Source organism: Neobacillus sp. SRL179 (genome assembly GCF_984799095.1).
The window spans coordinates 4,092,285-4,114,877 of the sequence record NZ_OZ481792.1 but is presented as its reverse complement, the minus strand read 5'-3'; the positions used below and the strand labels follow the sequence as shown (position 1 = coordinate 4,114,877).

The 22,593-nt window shown below is 39.0% G+C and carries 8 protein-coding genes; all 8 read left to right on the top strand.

Going from position 1 to position 22,593, the window contains the following annotated elements; translation table 11 throughout:
* Nucleotides 1–601 precede the first annotated feature (601 nt).
* Nucleotides 602–4,828, top strand: coding sequence for a S8 family serine peptidase (locus AC4E8C_RS20325; protein WP_490208445.1), 4,227 nt, complete (start codon nucleotides 602–604; stop codon nucleotides 4,826–4,828).
* A gap of 298 nt (nucleotides 4,829–5,126) precedes the next feature.
* Nucleotides 5,127–9,332 (top strand): S8 family serine peptidase, encoded by a 4,206-nt coding sequence (locus AC4E8C_RS20320; protein WP_490208444.1) that lies wholly within the window; start codon nucleotides 5,127–5,129, stop codon nucleotides 9,330–9,332.
* Between the two features lie 251 nt (nucleotides 9,333–9,583).
* Entirely contained in the window at nucleotides 9,584–13,840 is a 4,257-nt protein-coding gene (locus AC4E8C_RS20315) for a S8 family serine peptidase (protein WP_490208443.1), read from the top strand.
* A gap of 415 nt (nucleotides 13,841–14,255) precedes the next feature.
* On the top strand, nucleotides 14,256–16,427 hold the full coding sequence (locus tag AC4E8C_RS20310) for a glucosaminidase domain-containing protein (RefSeq protein ID WP_490208442.1): 2,172 nt from the start codon (nucleotides 14,256–14,258) through the stop codon (nucleotides 16,425–16,427).
* A 160-nt stretch (nucleotides 16,428–16,587) separates the two neighbouring features.
* Nucleotides 16,588–18,462, top strand: a complete 1,875-nt coding sequence (locus AC4E8C_RS20305; protein ID WP_490208441.1) for a phosphotransferase — start codon at nucleotides 16,588–16,590, stop codon at nucleotides 18,460–18,462.
* Nucleotides 18,452–19,420, top strand: coding sequence for a DMT family transporter (locus AC4E8C_RS20300; RefSeq protein ID WP_490208440.1), 969 nt, complete (start codon nucleotides 18,452–18,454; stop codon nucleotides 19,418–19,420). Before AC4E8C_RS20305 ends, AC4E8C_RS20300 begins: the two co-directional genes overlap by 11 nt.
* 251 nt (nucleotides 19,421–19,671) lie before the next feature.
* On the top strand, nucleotides 19,672–21,228 hold the full coding sequence (locus AC4E8C_RS20295; RefSeq protein ID WP_490208439.1) for a glucosaminidase domain-containing protein: 1,557 nt from the start codon (nucleotides 19,672–19,674) through the stop codon (nucleotides 21,226–21,228).
* Nucleotides 21,229–21,635: 407 nt separating this feature from the next.
* A complete protein-coding gene (locus AC4E8C_RS20290) occupies nucleotides 21,636–22,445 on the top strand; it encodes a C40 family peptidase (RefSeq protein WP_490208438.1) in 810 nt (269 codons plus the stop codon).
* Nucleotides 22,446–22,593: the final 148 nt, after the last annotated feature.

Here is a 22,593-nt window from a genome sequence, read left to right as displayed (position 1 = left end):
AGAGGGGCATACACTCAACCTCCAAATTAGTAGTAGTAAGTCTACTATACCGTAACCGTAAAGGGGTGAACATCAGATTATGTCGATAAAAAATGACAAAATTCGAACATAGGGAACGCAAAAGGAGCAAAATTTCCCGAGAAACGAAGAATATTGTCTGAATATTCTCACTAAATTTTCATTTAATCTACTGGAGAAAATTAACAAGTAAGAGAGAAAAAGATAGAATCAATCTTACATTTTTTTTAAGTTGGCTCTATTTATTTTCTAAGATAATGATAATTTTATATAAAAAGTTGATTTGCAGCCAAAAAATGCGGGAAAAACGACCTAAATTCTACATTTTTTGAAAAAGTAGCTTCTTAGGTAAATAAGCTCATAACTTGATTAAAGCGATAAAGTGAGAAAACAGTAAAACCTATAATTGTCGAATAGTGCGAAAATTTTTCCTTCGATTTTCGAATATTCTCTTGCCTTTACTAGACTAAAATACTATTATTATAATTGTATATTCAGACTTTTCGCACTAGGTGGAAAAGTGTTTATACTAGTTTTATTAGTCTATTACTTTATTTTTTAGAAAAAAGGGGGAAATAAGTAAATGAGTAAAAAGAAACATAACAAGAAACAAAAAATTGCTACATACGCATTAGCATCTGCACTGGTTTTGTCAAACTTTGCTGTCATTTCACCAGTTTCTGCAGCTTACAAGCCAGGTGACTTGGATTCGAAGCTTCAACAATTAAAACAATATCAATCAGCAAAGCAATCATTAAAATCACTAGATTCAAAGTCAAAGAGTGCAAAGTCCAATTTAAAAGCTACTGATAAGGTTCGTGTAATCGTAGAAGTAGATGGTCAAACACCTGTTGAATACGCAACAAAACAAGGTAAGCTATATAAAGAATTATCAGAAGATAAAAAATCTTCCCTCGCTTTTAAGGCAGAAAGCCAACAAAGCTCTGTTAAAGATAAGATTAGGAGTAAAGGCGTTAAGATGTCCTATAAACACCAATATTCTACTGCATTCAACGGCTTCAGCGGTGAAGTTGAATTTGGTGATGTAGCAAAGATTGAAGGAATCGCAGGGGTTAAAAAGGTTTATATTTCCAATGAATATAACCGTCCTGTTATTGAACCAAATATGAAAACAAGTCATAACTTTATCCAATCGCGTGATACCTGGTCCGATTCAGGATTTAAGGGTGAGGGCATGATTGTTTCCGTTATCGATACGGGTGTGGATCCTTCACACCGCGACTTTAAATTAACGGATAACGCTAGCGAAGAATTATCTAAAGACGAAGTTGGAAAACTTGTTTCCGATAGCGGCTTAAAAGGGAAATTCTATACAGATAAAGTTCCTTATGGATATAACTATTTTGACCAAAACAACACCATTCTTGATTTAGGACCTGAAGCAAGCATGCACGGTATGCACGTTGCCGGGACAGTTGCTGCTAACGGTGACGAAGCAAATGGCGGCATTAAAGGGGTAGCACCAGAAGCACAAGTATTGGCGATGAAGGTGTTCAGTAATGATCCGAACTTCCCTTCCACCACGTCTGATATTTACTTAGCTGCAATTGATGATTCCATTAAACTTGGCGCAGATGTTTTAAACATGAGCCTTGGTTCAACTGCTTCTTTCTATGATGAAGACAGTGCAGAGGATCTTGCTATCCAACGGGCTACAGCAAACGGCATTGTTTGCGCAGTATCTGCTGGTAACTCAGATCATTTAGGATATGGCTGGGATGATCCTTATTTGAAAAACCCAGATATCGGTGTAGTAGGGGCACCTGGACTTAACCCGGATACAATCTCAGTAGCCGCGTCAGGCAATGAAGCATACTTGTATCAACATGCTATTACCCTAGAAGGAAATGAAGGATTTACAAGCCTTGGTTATGGTATTGATGATTGGACACAGTTCATGGCTGATCACGGCGGGAAAATTGAACTTGCCAAAATTGATGGTATGGGCGGAAGTGTGGATGACTTTAAAGGCGTAGATGTAAAAGGAAAAGTTGTGGTTGTACCACGTGGCGGAGGCGTAGCATTTGCTGACAAAACTAAAAACGCAGCAGCTGCTGGTGCAATCGGTATTATCGTTTGGAATGCATCAAATGGCTTTTTCTATGAGGACCAAGGCGGTTGGGAAATTCCGTTTATGCATATTTCCAAAGCGGAAGGTGAAAGTCTTCTTGCGGCAATGGCTGCAGGTCAAACCACCCTTAAAGTTTCACAAACAGATAAAACCGACAGTCCTGAAATGGGCCGGATGACAGATTTCACTTCATGGGGAACCACACCATCCCTTGAAATGAAACCAGAAATTACAGCACCAGGTGGAAATATTTATTCTACTGTCAATAATGATAAATACGAACTGATGAGTGGAACTTCAATGGCATCACCGCATGTAGCTGGTGGATCTGCTCTCGTGCAGGAATACTTACAGTCAGATAAACGCTTCAAGGATCTATCTGTTGCGGAAAGAACCAAATTAACAAAAGTATTGTTAATGAATACAGCTAAAGTAATCTATGATGTTGAAGGACAACCGTTCTCACCACGCCGTCAAGGTGCAGGAATGATGCAAACCCATTCTGCTGTTACAACACCAGTGTACGTTGTAAATAAAGCAAATGGACAAGCAAAAGCAGAGTTGAAGGACTTCCAATCAAAACAATTTGCAATGACATTTACAGCAAAAAATATTTCTGACAAAGATGCAACGTATGCAGTGGATACAAGTGTCCTAACAGATACGTTCTATCAATATAAAGAAACCACACCAGATTATAATGCCTTAATCGCTGGTGACATGGAAGGCGCGAAAGTGGACGCACCTAAAACTGTTACTGTACCTGCCGGCAAATCGGTTGATTTCACCGTAAAGGTTGATTTAACGAATGCGAAAATTCCAGGTTATGATTTAGATGGAGAAAAAGTATTACGTGATCTGAAACAAGATATCTTTGTTGAAGGTTCTGTCAATCTTAAAGCAGCTGATGAAAAAACGCCTAATCTAACCGTTCCATATGTTGGGTTCTATGGCAAGTGGGACAATCCTTCTATCCTAGACGGCTTTAAGGATCTAGGAGAAGACCGTTTCTTCGATCCAGATGGAACATTTGCAATTCCTGATGCAAATGGAAAGCCAGTATATCCGAATACCACTGATATGTTAGTGGATGATTGGTTTATGACACCAGTCCCTGAAAAGAATCTTTGGACTATTTCACCAAACGGCGACGGGTACAGTGAAGACATTAATGCTTTCCCATCCTTCTTAAGAAATGCTTCCGAGGTTCAATTCAATATCTTGGATAAAGATGAAAAATTACTCCGCCGTGTGAAAACAGAAACTTCTGTGCGGAAGAACTTCTTCAATTCAGGAACTGGTTCCTATTATAACTATGAATCAGATCGAGTATGGGATGGTAAAATCGGCGGCAAAACAGTTCAAGATGGATTATATTATTATGAAATTAAATCGGTAATCGATTATGCAGGTGCAAAATGGCAATCTAAGAAAGTTCCTGTTTTAGTTGATACAACAGCACCTAAAGTGGAAGCAAGCTTTGACCCTGCGACAGGAGCCGTAAACTGGAAAACCACTGAAGATGGTTCAGGTGTTGAATTATACGGAATCTTTGTCAATGGCAAACTTGCCGACGTTATTGAAGACGGTAAGGCTAATTCTTATGTTATTAAGAACGCGCCTGAAAAAGCGGTTGTGGAAGTACTTGCTATTGACTATGCACAAAATGCTGCTTCTGATACAGCGGCAATCGGTGATGTTGAACTGCCAATTGTATTTGTAGATGAAAATACACCAGCTGCCTATGGTGCATATAAGACAAGAGAAATACCTGTAAAAGGTTATGTAACTGATGATTCGGGTCTGAAATACGTAAAGGTTGCTGGAAAAGAAGTTGAACTGAAAAAAGATGAAAAAGGTAATTTAGCATTCTCGACAACAGTGAAATTTGAAAAAGACGGATTACAAAATTTTATAGTGGAAGCTGTTGACCATGCTAACAAATCGTTCTCGATTGCTCGTTATGTGTACATTGATACGACAAAAGGCGAAATCAATGTAACTGCTCCAGAAAGAGTAGATGCTAAGGTTGATAAAGTGACAATCGATGTGAATTTAAAGGATAACATGAGCTATCTCAATCTCTTCGTTGGGGATAATAATGTTTACAAAAAATCAACCGACAGCGAAGTGGAAATGCAGAGACCGATCAGCCAAAATGTGAAGGTTGACCTTCCATTAGCACTCGGTGAAAACAAATTTACGCTGAAACTTGTCGACTTAGCTGGAAACGAAACAACCAAGGAAGTGGTCATCAATCGTAAAGACGCGGATGTTAAACCACAACCACAGCCAGCGGTGAAAAATGGCTGGAAGCTTGAAAATAATTCTTGGTACTACTACAACAAGGATGTAAAGGCAACAGGCTGGCTTCAAGACGGCAAGGAATGGTATTACCTCAAGAGTGATGGCAAAATGGCAACTGGCTGGGTTATGGATAAAGGCGTTTGGTATTATTTGAAGGACTCTGGTAAAATGGCAACCGGCTGGGTATTGTATAAAAATCAATGGTACTACTTAGCTAAATCCGGCGCCATGAAAACAGGCTGGTTATTAGAAGGTAACAAATGGTACTACTTAAATGCTAATGGCGACATGGCAACAGGCTGGAAGTATGTGAATGGTAAATGGTATTACCTATATAAATCCGGCGTTATGGCTGCCAACACAACTGTTGAGGGCTATAAATTAGGTAAGGATGGAGCTTGGATCAAATAAGATCCTCTTCAAATGAGAAAGGAAGGCGGACAGATGCCATCTGTCCGCCTTTCTTTCGGAAAAAATAAACTTTAAGATGCAAGTAAAAATCAAATCAATTAGTTGTGAAAAAGTAATAGAAGACTATGTCGAAAACTGCGAAAACTATTTATCTATTTTTCTCGAAATGATATTGACCATTACTAGGAAAAAAGGCTAGTATTATATTTGTATAGTTCTGACTATTCTACTAATTTAAAAAAGAAAGTTATTACTATATTTATATGAAATGCGACATAAAAAAGGGGGCTATTCAGAAGTGAGTAAAAAGAATTATTCAAAGAAGCGTAAAATAACTACATACGCATTAGCATCGGCATTAGTGCTTTCAAACCTTGGTTTGATTTCACAAGTGTCTGCTGCGACCTATAAACCGGGTGACCTTGAATCTAAGATTAAACAGATTAAACAGTTAGAAACAGCGAATAAGTTTGCTGCAACAGACTCTAGCAAAATTAAGACAAAAGCTGATTTAAAAGCTACTGATAAGGTCCGTGTTATTGTTGAGGTAGAGGGACAAACACCACTTGAATACGCGACAAAACAGGGGCAATTATATAAAGAATTATCGAAAGATAAAATATCCTCTCTTACCGCTAAAGTAGCAAGCCAACAAAATTCCGTCAAAGATAAAATTAAAGCTAAGGGAATTAACGTTAATTACAAACTGCAATTTTCAACGGCATTTAACGGATTCAGTGGTGAGGTTAGCTATGGAGATGTAGAAAAGATTGAGTCTATCGCAGGGGTAAAGAATGTTTATCTAGCAAATGAATATTTACGTCCTGAAGCAGTGCCGGAAATGAAAACAAGTCATAACTTTATCCAATCTCGTGAAACATGGGCCGATACTGGATTTAAAGGAGAAGGAATGGTCGTCTCCATTATTGACACAGGTATTGATCCAACACATAAAGACTTTACATTAACAGACAAGACAAAGGAAGACCTAACTACCGATAAAGTGAGTAAACTTGTAAAAGATAATAGCCTTAAAGGTAAGTTCTATACCGACAAGGTTCCATACGGCTATAACTATTATGATTTAAATGATACGATTATTGATCTAACCTCAAGCATGCATGGTATGCACGTTGCTGGAACAGTTACAGCAAATGGTGATGAAAGTACTGGAGGTATTAAAGGGGTTGCACCTGAATCACAGGTTTTGGCTATGAAGGTATTTAGTAATGACCCTCTTTACCCAGCTACATGGTCCGACGTTTACCTTGTCGCGATTGATGATTCGATCAAACTTGGTGCCGATGTGTTAAATATGAGCCTAGGGGACGTCGCGTCGTTTTACAACGAAAATGCAGCTGAAGATTTAGCGATTCAACGGGCTGTTGAAAATGGAATTGTTTGTGCCGTAGCCGCGGGGAACTCCGGTCATATTGGATATGGATTAAGCAATGGTACACCGCTTGCACAAAACCCTGATATCGGTACGGTTGGTGCTCCATCCATCAATCCGGATGCTCTATCGGTTGCAGCTTCTAACAATGGGGTAGCCTTATACAAGCATACTCTTAACTTAGCAGGGCTTGATTCTTTTAATAGTAATGGTTTCGGTGCTGATGACTGGACACAGCTGGCTAAGGAGCATGGCGGTAATCTTGAACTTATCAGTTTAGGAGGAAAACTTGGTTCTGCGGAGGATTATCAAGGCCTTGATGTAAAAGGGAAAGTAGTTGTATTACCTCGTGGAACAGTTTCTTTTGCAGATAAAGCGAAATTTGCGTTTGAAGCGGGTGCTGCAGGTGTCATTTGTTACAATAACGATTCGGCCATCTCTACTAATCAAGGAAACTTTGAAATTCCGTTCATGATGATCGAAAAAGCGGATGGTGCCGCACTTGAAGCAGCCATTCTGGCAGGCAATAAAACCTTAAATGTTAAATCCGAAGTCTTACAAACGTCAACTGTAGGAAAAATGACCACATTTACCTCGTGGGGAACCACTCCGTCTCTTGAGTTGAAACCAGAAATTACTGCTCCAGGCGGAAGTATTTACTCTACGTTGAATGGTGATAAATATGGTACTAAGAGCGGTACTTCAATGGCCACACCGCATGTTGCCGGCGGGTCAGCATTAGTCCAGCAATACCTGCAAGGGGATAAGCGTTTTGCGCAGCTTTCGGTTGGAGACCGTACAAAACTAGCAAAAGTCTTATTAATGAATACAGCCAAAGTCATTAATGATGTTGATGGTCATCCGTTTTCTCCTCGCCGTGAAGGTGCAGGAATGATGCAAACCCATTCTGCTGTGACCACACCTGTATATGTTGTCAACAAGGCAACAGGTGAAGCAAAGGTAGAATTGAAGGATTTCCAAACGAAGAAGTTTGACATGACATTCACGGCGAAAAACATTTCCGATAAGGATGTTACCTATAAAGTGGACACAACCGTATTAACGGATACCATCAAACAACAGGTCAAAGAAGGTGCACCAGATCTTAATGGTCTTGCTACGGGTGACTTAGAAGGTGCAAAAGTGTCGGCACCAGATACCGTTACAGTTCCTGCCGGAAAATCAGCCGACTTTACTGTAAAAGTAGACTTCTCTGATGCTAAGATTCCTGGAATTGATAAAACAGGGAAGAAGATTTTACTTGATCTGAAAGAAGATATTTTTGTAGAAGGATCTGTTAATTTAATAAGTGGGGATGAAAATACTCCTAATCTTACTGTTCCATATGTTGGCTTCTATGGAAAATGGGATCGCCCGCAAATTATTGATGGTTTTAAAGATCTTGGTGAAACAAATTATTATGATTTAACGACGATTAGAACATATGGAAGCAAAGCACACAACATGTTAACAAATAATGATAAAGACTTCTTGGATGTGGTGCCGGGCAAGAAATTCTATCCGCTGTCACCAAATGGTGATGGAAAGATCGATAATATCAATGTTCTTCCATCCTTCCTTCGCGGAGCAGAAGAAGTTCAATTTAACATCTTGGACAAAGATGGCAATTTCCTCCGCCGGATGAAGGCGGAAGCGCAAGTCATTAAAAGTGCTTACGATGGCGGGAATGGCAGTGCAGCATCTCAAAAGGCAGACCGCATATGGGACGGAAAAGTAAAGGGTCAGACTGTAAAGGATGGTTTGTACTATTACGAAATCAAATCCGTTGTCAGCTATAAAGGTGCTGAGTGGCAATCTAAGAAGATTCCGGTCTATGTTGATACAACCGCTCCAAAGGTAACAGCAACCTATGATCCAACTCAATCAATTGTATCTTGGAATGCAGCAGATGAAGGTACGGGCGTTAAACAATATAGTATTTTTGTCGATGGAGTGCTGGCAGGGACAGTTGATGGTAATACTAATTCTTATCAACTCGTCAATGCCCCTAAAAAAGCCATCGTCGAAGTGGTTGCACAGGACTATGCGGATAACTTTGGGGATGATACCGCCGCAATCGGCGATGTAACGCTTCCGAAAATTTACCTTGATGATTTCAGTCCTGAACCATATGTGGGTTACAATACTTATGAGATTCCTGTGAAAGGCTATGTAACGGAAGATCTTGGATTAAAATCGCTGAAAGTAAATGGCAAAGAAGTTGCAACTACGAAGGATGCGAAGGGAAATCTTGCTTTTGAAACAAAAGTTACGTTTGAACAAGATGGTCTTGCTGACGTAATCATTGAAGCAACAGACCATTCAAACAAGACATTCTCCATCTCACGTAAAGTCTTTTTGGATAAAACAAAACCAGTTATTAATGTGTCGGCACCAGAAAGAGTAGACAAGAATGTTGACAAAGTTACTTTAAATGTTAATTTACAAGATAACTTCCACTATTTAAAATTCTATACGGATGAAAATCAAGAGTTTGAAACTCCTTTCATCAGTCCAGTTGATTACTTGGCTCCAATTAACAAGAATCACCAAGTAACGGTTTCGCTGGCTGAAGGTGAAAACAAAGTAACCCTAAGAGCAGTGGACTTTGCAGGCAATGAAACAACCAAAGAAGTAATCATCAACCGTAAAGATGCCGAAGTCAAACCGCAACCACAACCACAGCCAGCGGTGAAAAATGGCTGGAAGCTTGAAAATAATTCTTGGTACTACTACAACAAGGATGTAAAGGTAACAGGCTGGCTTCAAGACGGCAAGGAATGGTATTACCTCAAGAGTGATGGCAAAATGGCAACAGGCTGGATAAATGATAAAGGCACTTGGTATTATTTGAAGGATTCCGGTAAAATGGCAACCGGCTGGGTATTGTATAAAAATCAATGGTACTACTTAGCTAAATCCGGTGCGATGAAGACTGGCTGGTTATTGGAAGGTAACAAATGGTATTATCTCAATGCTGACGGCGACATGGCAACTGGCTGGAAGTATGTGAATGGTAAATGGTATTACCTATATAAATCCGGCGTTATGGCTGCCAACACAACTGTTGAAGGCTATAAGCTAGGTAAGGACGGAGCTTGGATTAAATAGAATTCAATATCTAGAAGCAAAGAGGATGACCCTTTGGGGACATCCTCTTTCGTTTTGTAAACATAGTGACTATTTACCTAGTATTATCTAAAATCTACCATTCAATATATTGGAAAGAAATAGATTGACCAAAGGGGTCATACTCTACTAAAATTGGAGTAGCATTTAGATTTTTTCTACAATTCTGGCAAGTACCTACAAGACTGGAATAATTTAAGTGTGCTAGTTACTTAGAGGGGGAACGTTAAGAAATGAGTCTTAAGTCATGGAAAAAGAAAAAGAAAATCTCTACCTATGTGCTGGCCTCTGCTTTGGTTTTAGCAAACCTTGGTTATGTGGCTCCAGCAGCAGCAGCAACCCAAACACCAACAGCAAAAAAAGATTATGCATCCATGGTGAACCAGTTTAAACAGCAGCTTAAAGTGAATGATCGAAAAAAGCTAAGTGAAACCCTGAAAAATAAATATAAAGCGATTGACAATGTAAGAGTCATTGTCGAAGTAGAAGGTCAAACTCCTGTTGAAGTGGCAACTCAGCAAGGGAAACTTTATAAGGACTTAGCAAAAAGTACAATAGATGCCACCATGGCAAAGCTTGAAAAGCAACAGCAAACCGTTAAAGAAAAAATCAAAAGTAACGGTGTCAAACTAAAATATAAAAACCACTTCTCAACAGCATTTAATGGTTTTAGTGCAGAAGTAGCTTTTGGAGACCTAGCCAAGCTTGAGAATGTGGCTGGTGTTAAAAAGGTTTATTTGGCCAATGAATATAAGAGGCCGGTAAAACCAGATTTAAAAACAAGTAAATCATTTGTACAAGCACCCCAAACCTGGGCAGATGCTGGGTTAAAAGGGGAAGGAATGATTGTTGCCGTTATCGATACTGGTGTTGACCCGAATCATAAGGATTTTGTATTATCTGATGATTCATCGGCTGAACTATCTGAGGAAGATGTCGACCAAATTGTTGAAACAGAGGGGTTAAAGGGTAAGTTTTTTACGGAAAAGGTTCCGTACGGCTATAATTATTTTGACCAAAATGACACAATCATCGATAAAGGATTTGAAACCGGGATGCATGGAATGCATGTAGCCGGAATCGTTGCCGCAAACGGTGATGAAGAAGACGGAGGTGTCAAAGGGGTAGCCCCAGAAGCACAGGTTTTAGCCATGAAGGTGTTTAGCAATGATCCGCTTTTTGGGGTTACTTGGTCTGACGTTTACCTTGCTGCCATTGATGATTCCATCAAGCTTGGGGCAGATGTGTTAAATATGAGCCTTGGGGAAGTGGCTTCCTTTTATTCCAAAGACAGTGCCGAAGATTTAGCCATTACAAGAGCTACCCAAAATGGAATTGTGTGTTCCATGTCTGCCGGAAATTCAGGAACAATTGGATTCGGTTGGGACAATCCTTTCTATAAAAATCCAGATATAGGAGTTGTGGAAGCACCAGGATTAAATCCAGCAGGAATCTCGGTTGCTGCCGCTAAAAATTTGTCCACCCTCTATCAGCATGCTATTAGTGTTGAAGGAGTTACGGCGGTTGGCTACGGTAAAGACGATTGGTCCACATTAACAGCAGAAAATGAAGATTTACAGCTTGTAAGTCTCAATGGTGCGGTTGGTTACCCTGAAGATTATGAAGAGGTTGATGTCATTGGCAAGGTTGTCCTCGTAAAACGCGGTGAACTATCATTGGCTGATAAGGCATTAATTGCTGCCGAAGCGGGTGCTACTGGAATCATTGTCTATGATGATGGTGAGTCTTTTTATAAAGATCAAGGCAGCTTTGACCTGCCGTTTATGTTAATCTCTGAAAAAGAAGGCGAGTCACTGGAAGCAGCCATCTTAGAGGGGCATACGAAGTTAACTATTACCCAACTAGAAAAGCAACAAGATCCTGAAACTGGTAAAATGACAGAGTTTTCTTCTTGGGGAACAACGCCAGGACTAGAATTAAAACCAGAAATCACGGCGCCGGGTGGAAACATTACGTCAACATTGAATGATGATCAATATGGTGAATACAGCGGTACCTCCATGGCGGCGCCGCATGTAGCAGGTGGTGCTGCACTTGTCCAGCAATATCTGCAAAAGGATAATCGCTTTAAAGGCCTTTCTGTCAGTGAGCGCACCCAATTAGCGAAAACGTTATTAATGAATACTGCAAAAGTTATCGATGATACGAATGGGCAGCCATACTCACCGCGCCTTCAAGGTGCCGGGATGATGCAAATCTTCAATGCTGTGAAAACACCGGTATATGTCGTAAATAAGAGTAATGGCCAAGCGAAAGTAGAATTAAAAGATTTTACGTCTAAAAGCTTTGAAATGATGCTTACCGCTAAAAACGTTTCAACGAATGATGTCACATTTACAGTTAAAACAGATGTTTTAGCAGATACACGCAAGCAAAATAATGAAGGTGAAGACCGTAATGCTTTAATCGCTGGTAATTTACAAGGCGCTGTTGTCAATGGTCCGACAACCGTTACAATTCCAGCTGGGAAGACAAAGGATATCACCATCAAGGTAGATATTAGTCAGGCAAAGGTGCCAGCTATCGATGGCAACGGGCAAAAGACTATGGTTGACCTTAAGGAAGATATGTTTGTGGAAGGCTTTGTCAGATTAGAGGATGCCGATAAACAGGTAACAGGCAAAAAGGAACTCAGCCCTGATTTAACCGTTCCATATGTAGGCTTTTATGGCAAATGGGACCGTCCATCGATTCTTGATGGTTTCAAAGATTTCGAGGAATCCCGCTACTTTAATCTTAACGGAATGTTTGATTATGAAGATGAAGAGGGAAATCAAGTAGAGGTTCCTGTACATGATATGCTGTCAGATGATTGGTTTACAGCTCCCGTGCCTGAAAAGGGATTTTATGCAATCTCTCCAAACGGTGACTGGCTCATGGATGACATCAATGTATTGCCAGCATTTTTACGAAATGCGGCTGAAGCCCAATTTAATATTCTAGATGAAAATAAACAATTGCTTCGTCGTGTAAAATTAGAAAAAAATGTAACCAAAAGCTATTTTGATGATGGTTTTGGAATACCGTTCTCTTATAATTATGACCGGGCCTGGGATGGTACAATCAAAGGAAAACCTGTTAAAGATGGATTGTATTATTACCAAGTAAAATCAGTGATTGATTATAAGGGCGCAGGATATCAAACAAAGAATATCCCAGTATTAGTCGACACAGTTTCACCGCAGGTAACAGCAAGCTTTGATCCAGAAACGTCAGTTGTCAGCTGGGATACAGTCGAGGAAGGGTCAGGAGTTCTCTCCTACGCGATTTTTGTGAACGGGGAGTTAGTTGGAGAAACAACTGGAGATGAAAATAGCTTTGAATTATCGGATGTCTCAGAAGGAAGCCTTGTCGATGTTATTGCAGTTGACTATGCTTATAATTTTGGCGGAGATACAGCTGCAGTGGGTGAAGTAGAAGATGGAGATCCTATTATTATCGTTGATCCGTTCTCCACTATGCCATACGGAGCTTACAATGCAAAAGAAGTTCCAGTGACTGGATTTGTTATTGAAGATTTGGGATTAAATTCCTTAACCGTTAATGGTAAAGAAGTAAACTTTACCCATTCAGGTGCTGGGATGTACAGCTTTGCAACTAAGGCAACGTTTACTAAGGATGGCTTCTACGATATTATTGTCAAGGCTGTTGATAAATCCAACAATACGTCTTCGATTTCTCGAAAGGTATTTATTGATTCCACTGCACCAGTGATTAATGTGGCTGCACCAAAGCTTGTAGCCGATAAAGTAGATGAAGTGACATTAAAGCTTAACTTAAGAGACAACTATAATTATCTATCATTATTTGTGGATGATAATCACGAATATGAAAAACCAATTGTTGGTCCCGTTGATGTTCTGAAACCTGCTAATGATAGTGTGGAAGTAAAAGTTCAACTAAATCGCGGTATTAACAAATTTACCTTAAAGCTTCGTGACCTTGCCGGCAATGAAACCGTGAAAGAATTGGTAATCAACCGTGCCGATGTCACAGGCTGGAAGTTTGAAGATGGCTCTTGGTATTACTATAACAAGAGTGTCAAAGCGACGAACTGGTTGAAGGATCACCAGCTATGGTATTACTTAGAAAAAGACGGAAAAATGAAAACAGGTTGGTTAAAAGATAAAAATAAGTGGTACTTCTTAACAAAGAGTGGAGCCATGGCAGAAAACCAATGGGTACAAGACCATAATAAGTGGTATTACCTTGGAAAAGATGGTGTGATGCAGACAGGCTGGATTCAATTAGCTGGAAAGTGGTACTATCTGAACACAAGCGGGGACATGGCGACAGGCTGGATTCAATTAGCTGGAAAATGGTATTATCTAAAAGCGGATGGCCAGATGGAAACAGGCTGGAAGTTATTGGGGGGTAAATGGTATTACCTATACAGCTCTGGTCAACTCGCAGTGAATACAACCATTTCTGGTTATAAAGTGAATCAAAACGGCGCTTGGATTAAATAATAGACTCATAAATGATAAACTAAAAGGCGAACAGATTATTCTGTTCGCCATTTTTACGTGACTAGTGAATTGTTAATTCTGACAAATGGAAATATATAGTAAAAATAGTAAAATCGACATATATTTCAATTTTTTGTTGAAAAATTATATATAAATGAGAGAATAAAAGAGAAGTATACAATTTTTTAAGGGGGAATTGTTTTAATTTAATGCTTTTTTGGATTGTTAAGAAAGGTAAAATAGGAAGGCAAAGCTTAATTAGAGAGCTGTTTTACTTTATTTCCCATACCTAAAGATAAGGCAGTTTAGTATAATTATAATAGGCTTTTAGTATTATTACTATTTTAAACTTCGGAAGTAAATAAAATATTTAAAAAAAAATAGATAGATAGTTATTTTTATGGGAGGGTAAATATTGAAGAAAAAACGTGTCACTGCTTTTGTCCTAGCGACAATGTTGTTTTCTACAACAGCTTCAGGAGTCACTGCGGCAGGAACATATACATGGAAGTATCAAAATAATCAATGGTACTACTTAACTTCTGCAGGAAAGCCTGTAACAGGTTGGGTACTGGATAATAATAAATGGTATTTTTTAGATAGCAAGGGAATCATGAAGACTGGCTGGCTGTTAGACAAAGGTCGGTGGTATTACTTAGAAAAAAGTGGTGCAATGAAAACCGGCTGGTTATTAGATAAAAATAAGTGGTATTTCTTAGATCCAAGCGGAGTGATGAAAACCGGCTGGTTATTAAATGGCGGTAAATGGTATTACCTCGATAAAAGTGGGGTAATGAAAACGGGCTGGCTGTTGGACAATAATAAATGGTACTTCCTAGACTCAAGTGGAGCTATGAAAACCGGCTGGATCATAGATGGTAGTCTAAAATATTACCTAAATTCAGGCGGTGACATGGTAACAGGACAAAAATTCATTGATGGAAAACCTTATGTTTTTGCCACATCAGGAGCTTTAAGTAATACACCAATCATTGGACTGTTTCAAGATGGAAACATCATCATGTATTTTGATGCAAACGGTGAAAAGCACCAAGGCTGGCTAACTTTAGGGACTGCTAAATATTACTTTACCCAAGATGGTTTAGCTCTAAACGGCTGGTATACAGAAAATGATAAAAAATATTACTTTGGCCAGGATGGCAAGATGCAAGTTGGCTTGATTACGGATGCTGGGAAACGTTATTACCTCGGATCCGATGGCGTGATGCAAATAAATAAATTTGCAGCAATAGGCACTAAGACGTACTATTTCGGTGCTGATGGAACAGCTCAAAGCGGCTGGGTAATAGATAATGGTCTACATTATTATTTTTCAACTAGTGGTGAAATGCAAACGGGCTGGGTATTTGATGCTAATAAGTGGTATTTTCTTAACAGTAATGGTACGATGGCAACCGGCTGGATCTATAGTGGCTCAAAATGGTACTATTTGAACGATTCAGGTGTGATGCAGACCGGCTGGTTAACGGATAATGGGGCTGCCTATTATTTAAATAAAGGCGGGGACATGGCGGTTGGCTGGGTATACCTGGGTGTAAATTGGTACTATTTTGCAGAAAATGGAAAAATGGTGACTGGAGAACAAGTGATTGGCGGGAAAACGTATAACTTCTTTGATAACGGGGTTTGGAACCCAGGTCCAGTAACGAAAACGACTACCTATAACGTTACGCTTAGTCAAATGCTCGGACTAGAGATGAAGAAAAGCCCGCAAACTGATAAATATAAATATAGTAAAGCTTATGTAAGCAGTGAGTATATCTTAGTTAATGCTAATGACCCCACAAAGGGTGTAGTAGTGTCCACGACACCACTAAATGTTCGTGAAGATACGAATAATACCTCATTTGCTTTCGGGGCAATTAAGCCAGGTTCAGAGGTACAAATCGTAGCGACTGTCGGAACTTGGTATGAAATTAAGTATGACACTTGGAGAAATGCCAAAGAGCAAGATGTAGCATATTATTTGAATCCAAAAACGTTTAGTGCAACTAGTACTGAATATTTTCAATTCCTTCTTTTAAATAAAAGTGCAGGAACTACTGCTGCCGATTTAAATGCTAAAACATTGGCTGGCAAAGGAATTTTGGAGGGAAAAGCAGCTGCATTTCTACAGGCAAGCAAACAGTATAATATCAATGAGATTTATCTGATTTCGCATGCTTTACTCGAAACCGGAAATGGAAAATCAGCACTTGCCCAAGGGATTGAAGTGACAGAGGTAGATGGTAAACCATTAGATAAACCGGTTAAAGTGTATAATATGTATGGGATTGGTGCGATTGACAGCTGTCCAAATACATGTGGAGCACAAACGGCTTATAAAAAAGGCTGGTTTACACCGGAAGCTGCCATCATTGGCGGTGCTGAATTTATCGGCGCTGGTTATATTAATGCGTCCACACCTCAAAATACCCTTTATAAAATGCGCTGGAATCCATTAAATACTAGTCATCAATACGCTACCGATATTGGCTGGGCGGTAAAGCAGACAAGTAATATTAAAAAGATCTATGACTCTTTAAGTTCCTACACATTATACTTTGATGTATCTACGTACAATTAATGAAAAAGGACTGTGCATTTTAATGCTCAGTCTTTTTTTTTGAATTTTTTTGCCTAGCGGGGAAATTTTTGTCAGTATTCGACAATCTTTTGTTTACAGAAGGTTACGGTTGCGTTAAAATAATAACACATTCAAAAATTGAATATATCGGAGGCTCATAATGGCGCAACAAGAATTTCAATTGCTTGAAGCAATTAATAAAAATGCAAATATAAATCAAAAAAGACTAGCTGAATTATGTAGTATTTCCATTGGAAAGGTAAATTATTTAATTCATGACTTAACACTTGAAGACTATATTTATAGTGAAAAAAAGGGGAGAAATATCAGTTATTTTTTAACTAAAAAAGGACTTGATTTCTTACATAGCGGAATTGAAGCCTACAACGATAAAAAGGTTAATATCCACCAAGAGCCAAAAAAAGATATTAAGCAAGCTGTTATTTTAGCTGCGGGAGCAAGAAAGGACTTTGATAAACCAGCAGGTTTAATGGATATCGGCGGTACAACCTTGTTAAAGAGAAATATTGATATTTTACAGGGACACGGTATCAATCATATTGTCATTGTAACAGGTTATCAACGTGAGGCATTCCAAGAGCATCCTGAATTTACCCAATTGCAATATGTTCACAATCCTAAATACAAATGGACAGGGTCAATGGCTTCTCTGGCTTTGGCATTTGATTATATAAACGACGACTTTCTTCTGGTGGAAGATGATATTCTCATTGAAGAGCGGGCCATTAAAGAAATCCTTTCCCAACCGCAGCGAGATTGTATTCTTATTAGTAATGAGAGTGGATCTGGTGACGAGTCATTCGTTGAAATTAAAAATGGCTACCTTCATAAAATTTCCAAGGACATTCATCAATTTAACCGAATAGACGGGGAAATGATCGGAATCAGTAAACTATCCTACGAAGTATATTCAAAAATGATCAGTGACTTTCAAACAAAAAATAATAATCCTTACCTTCATTATGAATATATGCTGTTGGATATCTCACGGCATTATAACATTGGCTATCTAAAAATGCATACGCTTATGTGGGGAGAAATCGATAATTGGCAGCATTTTACGACCGTAAAAGAAAAGACCTATCCAATGTTAAAACGAAAGGAAGCTGAATTTCTCGAAGGCCTTATTAAAGGTCATATAATGGATGCACTTAACCTTGACTATGAAGACATCGAGGGAATTCAGCCATTTGGCGGTATGACGAATAAGAATTATAAAGTAGATATTAAGGGAAAAGAATATGTACTCCGGATCCCTGGTGCGGGAACTGAAACCATGATTAACCGCAAAGAAGAAAAATATAATGTTTCGCTTGTAAGCCAGCTTGGTCTTGATACTGAACTACTCTATTTTAATGAAGAAACAGGTGTGAAAATAGCGGAATTGATCCCTGGGGCAGAAACATTAAATAGTAAAATCTGTAAGCGTCAGGATTACATGGAGCTGATTACGGCTAATTTTAGAAAACTTCACACGTCTAATTTGCAAATGGCGAACCACTTTGACGTGTTTGAGAGAATGGGCTATTATGAGCAGCTGATGAAGGAAGTAAATGGTCAACCATATGAACCTTATGATGAAGTGAAAGAACAAATTCAGAACTTGAAGGAAATTTATCAAGCAATGAATATTCAGCAAACTCCATGTCATATTGACCCGATTCCTGAGAATATGGTCATGAGCAAGGATGGGCATCTCTATTTCATTGATTGGGAATATAGCGGCATGAATGACCCGATGTGGGACTTAGCAGCACATTCGTTGGAAAGCGGATTTTCTCCTGAAGAGGAAGAATTGCTGTTAATGCTTTATTTAAAACAAGATGAGGTCCCTGTGGAAATTCACCAACGGGTTTTAATGAATAAAATTTTTCAAGATTTTCTCTGGAGTATTTGGACTGTTATTAAAGAGGCAAAGGGTGAAGACTTTGGCACCTACGGTATCGACCGTTTTAATAGATGTAGAGAACATTTAAATCATGACCTAATTAGGGAGATGACACATGTATACTAAAAATAAAGGCCTTTATTTCGGATTGATCTCTGGGTTTACTTGGGCACTTGACACCGTTCTAATAGGAGTCGTATTGTCCAAGGCCTTATTTGTTTCATCAGATCAGGTAATTTTCTTAGCTCCATTAGTAAGTACATTTTTCCACGATCTGTTATCTAGTTTATGGATGATGCTTTACATGACAATAAGAGGGGAATTTAAGGTTCCATTTAAAAAGTTAGCAACCCGAAGCGGCCGGTTTGTGGTTCTGGGTTCCTTATTGGGCGGACCAATTGGAATGACCGGGTATGTCCTTGCCGTGAAGTATTTAGGAGCATCGTTGTCCGCGTCCATTTCAGCTGTTTACCCTGCGATTGGGGCCTTCTTCGCTTTTGTATTGCTAAAAGATCGATTAACAATTAAAAATTGGATTGGTTTATTTATTAGTATTTTGTTTATTTTTCTATTAGGCTTTGCGGGAGGAGAGCCGTCACCAAGTTACATTCTAGGCTTCCTCTTTATTCTATTATGTATTTTTGGCTGGGGAATGGAGTGTGTCATTCTTGCGTACGGAATGAAGGATGATGAAATTACGCCAGAACAATCTTTGCAAATCCGGCAGTTGGTTTCAGCCGTGACTTACGGTATTCTTATTTTACCTATTTTCAAGGCCTATCCGCTTGTTGGAGAAGTATTTCAAAGCAGTCAGTTCTTCTTGATTGCCGTCATTGCTTTGTCAGGAACAGTTTCCTATGTGTTCTACTACAAAGCCATTTACACACTTGGCCCAACCAGGGCAATGGCTCTAAATATTTCCTATTCAGCCTGGGCGATTTTCTTAAGCTTTATCATTCTGGGCACTCCAATTACTGCAAAAGTGGCTTTCTTTAGTATCATGATTTTAGTGGGCTCAATTATTACGGTTGCCAGCCCGGATGAACTAAAGTGGATTAAGCTTCGCAAAGGCAGAACAGTTTAATCCATCATAATTTCAATGGAAGACTTTCAAAAAAATAAATAAGCTGTTATTTTAACTAAAGTTAAACGGACGCTGCGGTGTCCGTTTTTTTAGCGACTTAGAAGAGTATCCCTGATACTGAAAATGATTCTTTGTTTAGATTTTTACTTTTACACATCAATCATTGATTTACCTGTGGAAACGATTAGAAATTATGGTAATCTATTAGTGAGAGTTTTGAATAACAGATAGGAAGCAGAGGGGAGAAATAGTTGAAAAATAGAATAATTAGTAGTCTCTTAATGTCACTTTTATTTCTAGGAATCTTATATGGAGGATCTACACTAAAGGCACACGCCGCAGAACAAATACAGTGGAGTGTGACTTCGGTTAATTTACCTGTCTATGGGAGTTTTGAAGAATTATCAGATTATCAGATTCATAGCAAAACGAATCACTTGGCAGAACTATCTTTTGACGACAAGGTCATTATCTTAAGTGAAAAAGACTATGCAGCAAAAATCAGCGCGAAAGATGGCCAAGTGGTAGGCTGGGTTCATCGTGCTTACTTGAGCCGTAATATTACCGACCAAACATGGTTAGTGAAGAAAGGAAGAAATCTGCGGGACTTTCCCGATGGTTCAAAACCAGTTACCGGCTATCTTAATGACAACGCTAAGGTGCATGTCTTAGAGGTATCACCTGATAAAAAATATTACAAAATTGAAACAGTAGATGAAACAAAGAAACAAGGCTGGGTATATAACTGGTATCTTGAAAATGAAACATATATGAGCATTAATGGGGGCAGTAATGTCATCCCATATGAATTTGGCAGAGAAGGAACGACAACAACAAGCCTTTCCATTTTTACCCCGCTAAACACAAAAACGACTATAACAGCCAATGCTATTAACCAGTTCATTAACTATAAAACCAACTGGGGAAATACATTTATGACAGGAATGGGCGCGGCGTATATCGAAGCACAAAACAAGTCGGGCTTAAACGCCTCATACCTTTTAGCCCATTCCGGCTTAGAAACAAAGTGGGGGGATTCGTCAATTGTTAAAGCCAAGAGAAATTACTATGGCCTTAATGCAAACGACATTCAACCGCTTGATGATGCCTATGATTATGCATCAAAAAAAGATGGAATTGTAAATGGCGCAAGCTTTATTAATCAAACGTATGTGAATAGAGATAAGCTGATGCCAAACTCACTTACCCCTTATCAACAGCCAACACTGGATAATATGAGGTTTAATGCTAACTATCATGAATACTCAACAGATGAGGCATGGGCAAGTAAGATTTCACAGATTACAAAGGAAATTACTACATTTACATCTGCAACTGGCTGGAAAACCTGGAGCGGTAAGTGGTACTACTTCAATCCAGACTGGACCGTAAAAACGGGCTGGCTCCAGTATTCAGGAAAATGGTATTACATGGATCAATCTGGAGTCATGAAAACCGGTTGGCAATTGGTGAATGGTAAGTGGTACTTCCTCAACCATGATGGAGATATGAAAACCGGCTGGTTATATACAGGCGGGAAATGGTATTTCCTCAACCCTGACGGTGATATGAAAACGGGCTGGCTTTATACCGGTGGGAAGTGGTATTTCCTTGACAACAGCGGAGCTATGAAGACCGGCTGGGTATACACTGGGTATAAGTGGTACTATCTAGATAACAGTGGTGCCATGAAGACGGGCTGGGTACTAGTTAATAATAAGTGGTATTATCTCTATAGTGACGGTCATATGGCGGCCAATACAACAATTGGCGGGTATCGCTTAGGAAAAGACGGCGCTATGCTTTAATCCTAATAAACAGAAATCACCCTTTAATAGAAGGGTGATTTTTTTCTTTAAAACTAGTAAATAATATCAATAACCAAATTTCAGAAAATGAAACATTGGGTATGGTCAAAAGCCTAAGGCAGGATTCGACAATTGCTAGTCCTATCTAGCTAGGAGAAATAGAATAGATGGTAACAACATGCTACATCGAAGGAAATAGTTCTTTACTTTATATGGGGTTGGCACACACGACAATATACCTACTTTTCCCCCTTTTTACAGAAAAGTCTTATAAAAAAGTCGAATAAGGTCAGTTTTTGAAACACTCCTGTAATACTATTAATAAATAACTGTAACTAAAAAAAGGAAACTTTTATGAGATACTAGGTTTAACAGAAAAAGAGAGAAGAAGAAACAGGGAGGATATCATGAAGAAGGTTGTTATCAGTGGTTTACTATCATGTTCTTTACTCTTCGGTGGGTTAATCGGAGGACAACATAAAGCAGAAGCATCTACCTTTGGAGACAAAGTGACAGATATAGCATTAGATTATATAGGGGTTCCATATGTTTGGGGAGGAACAACTCCAAGTGGATTTGATTGCTCGGGTTATACGAGTTTTACATATAAGAAAGCGGGGGTTTCATTACCTCGTACCGCTGCCGATCAATACACTAAAGGACAAGCTGTTTCTAAGAGTAATTTACAAGAAGGCGATTTGGTTTTCTTTAGTACTTATAAAGCAGGGGCTTCACATGTTGGGATTTATTTAGAAAACAATAAGTTTGTTCATGCTTCATCGAATGGTGTAAAAGTTAGCTCGCTAACTGAATCATATTATGCAAATACGTATATCGGTTCAAAACGCATAGGCAATACTAGCAATGGCTGGGTTTTATCCAATAATGCATGGTATTTCTACAAGAATGATGTTATGCAAAAGGATTGGATCCTAGACGGGAATAAGTGGTATTATCTTGATGCCAACGGTAAGATGAAAACGGGTTGGTTAATGTGGAAAAATAACTGGTATTACCTAAATGGCAGTGGTGCAATGGCAACGGGCTGGGTATATACTTGGGGCAAGTGGTACTACCTTGATGCAAGTGGTGTTATGAAGACTGGCTGGGTATCTGTTGGCGGCAAATGGTATTACCTTTATGCAGATGGTGCCATGGCAAGTAATACGACTGTTGAGGGTTTTAAAGTTGGCAGCAACGGTGCTTGGATTCAGTAATAATAGAGATAATAAAGCGAAGCCATCCGGTGGCTTCGCTTTTCTTTTACAAATAATACCAATGACTTTTACAAAGATAAACTCTCTTAAGAAGATAAGTTAATGATATATTAAGATAGGTGTTTTATTATGAAAAGTTGTATACTTT

What these genes read in the sequence shown, in the direction of transcription:
- AC4E8C_RS20325 (WP_490208445.1), top strand. Translation starts at nt 602, where the DNA reads ATGAGTAAAAAGAAACATAACAAGAAACAAAAAATTGCTACATACGCA.
- AC4E8C_RS20315 (WP_490208443.1), top strand. Translation starts at nt 9,584, where the DNA reads ATGAGTCTTAAGTCATGGAAAAAGAAAAAGAAAATCTCTACCTATGTG.
- AC4E8C_RS20305 (WP_490208441.1), top strand. Translation starts at nt 16,588, where the DNA reads ATGGCGCAACAAGAATTTCAATTGCTTGAAGCAATTAATAAAAATGCA.
- AC4E8C_RS20300 (WP_490208440.1), top strand. Translation starts at nt 18,452, where the DNA reads ATGTATACTAAAAATAAAGGCCTTTATTTCGGATTGATCTCTGGGTTT.
- AC4E8C_RS20290 (WP_490208438.1), top strand. Translation starts at nt 21,636, where the DNA reads ATGAAGAAGGTTGTTATCAGTGGTTTACTATCATGTTCTTTACTCTTC.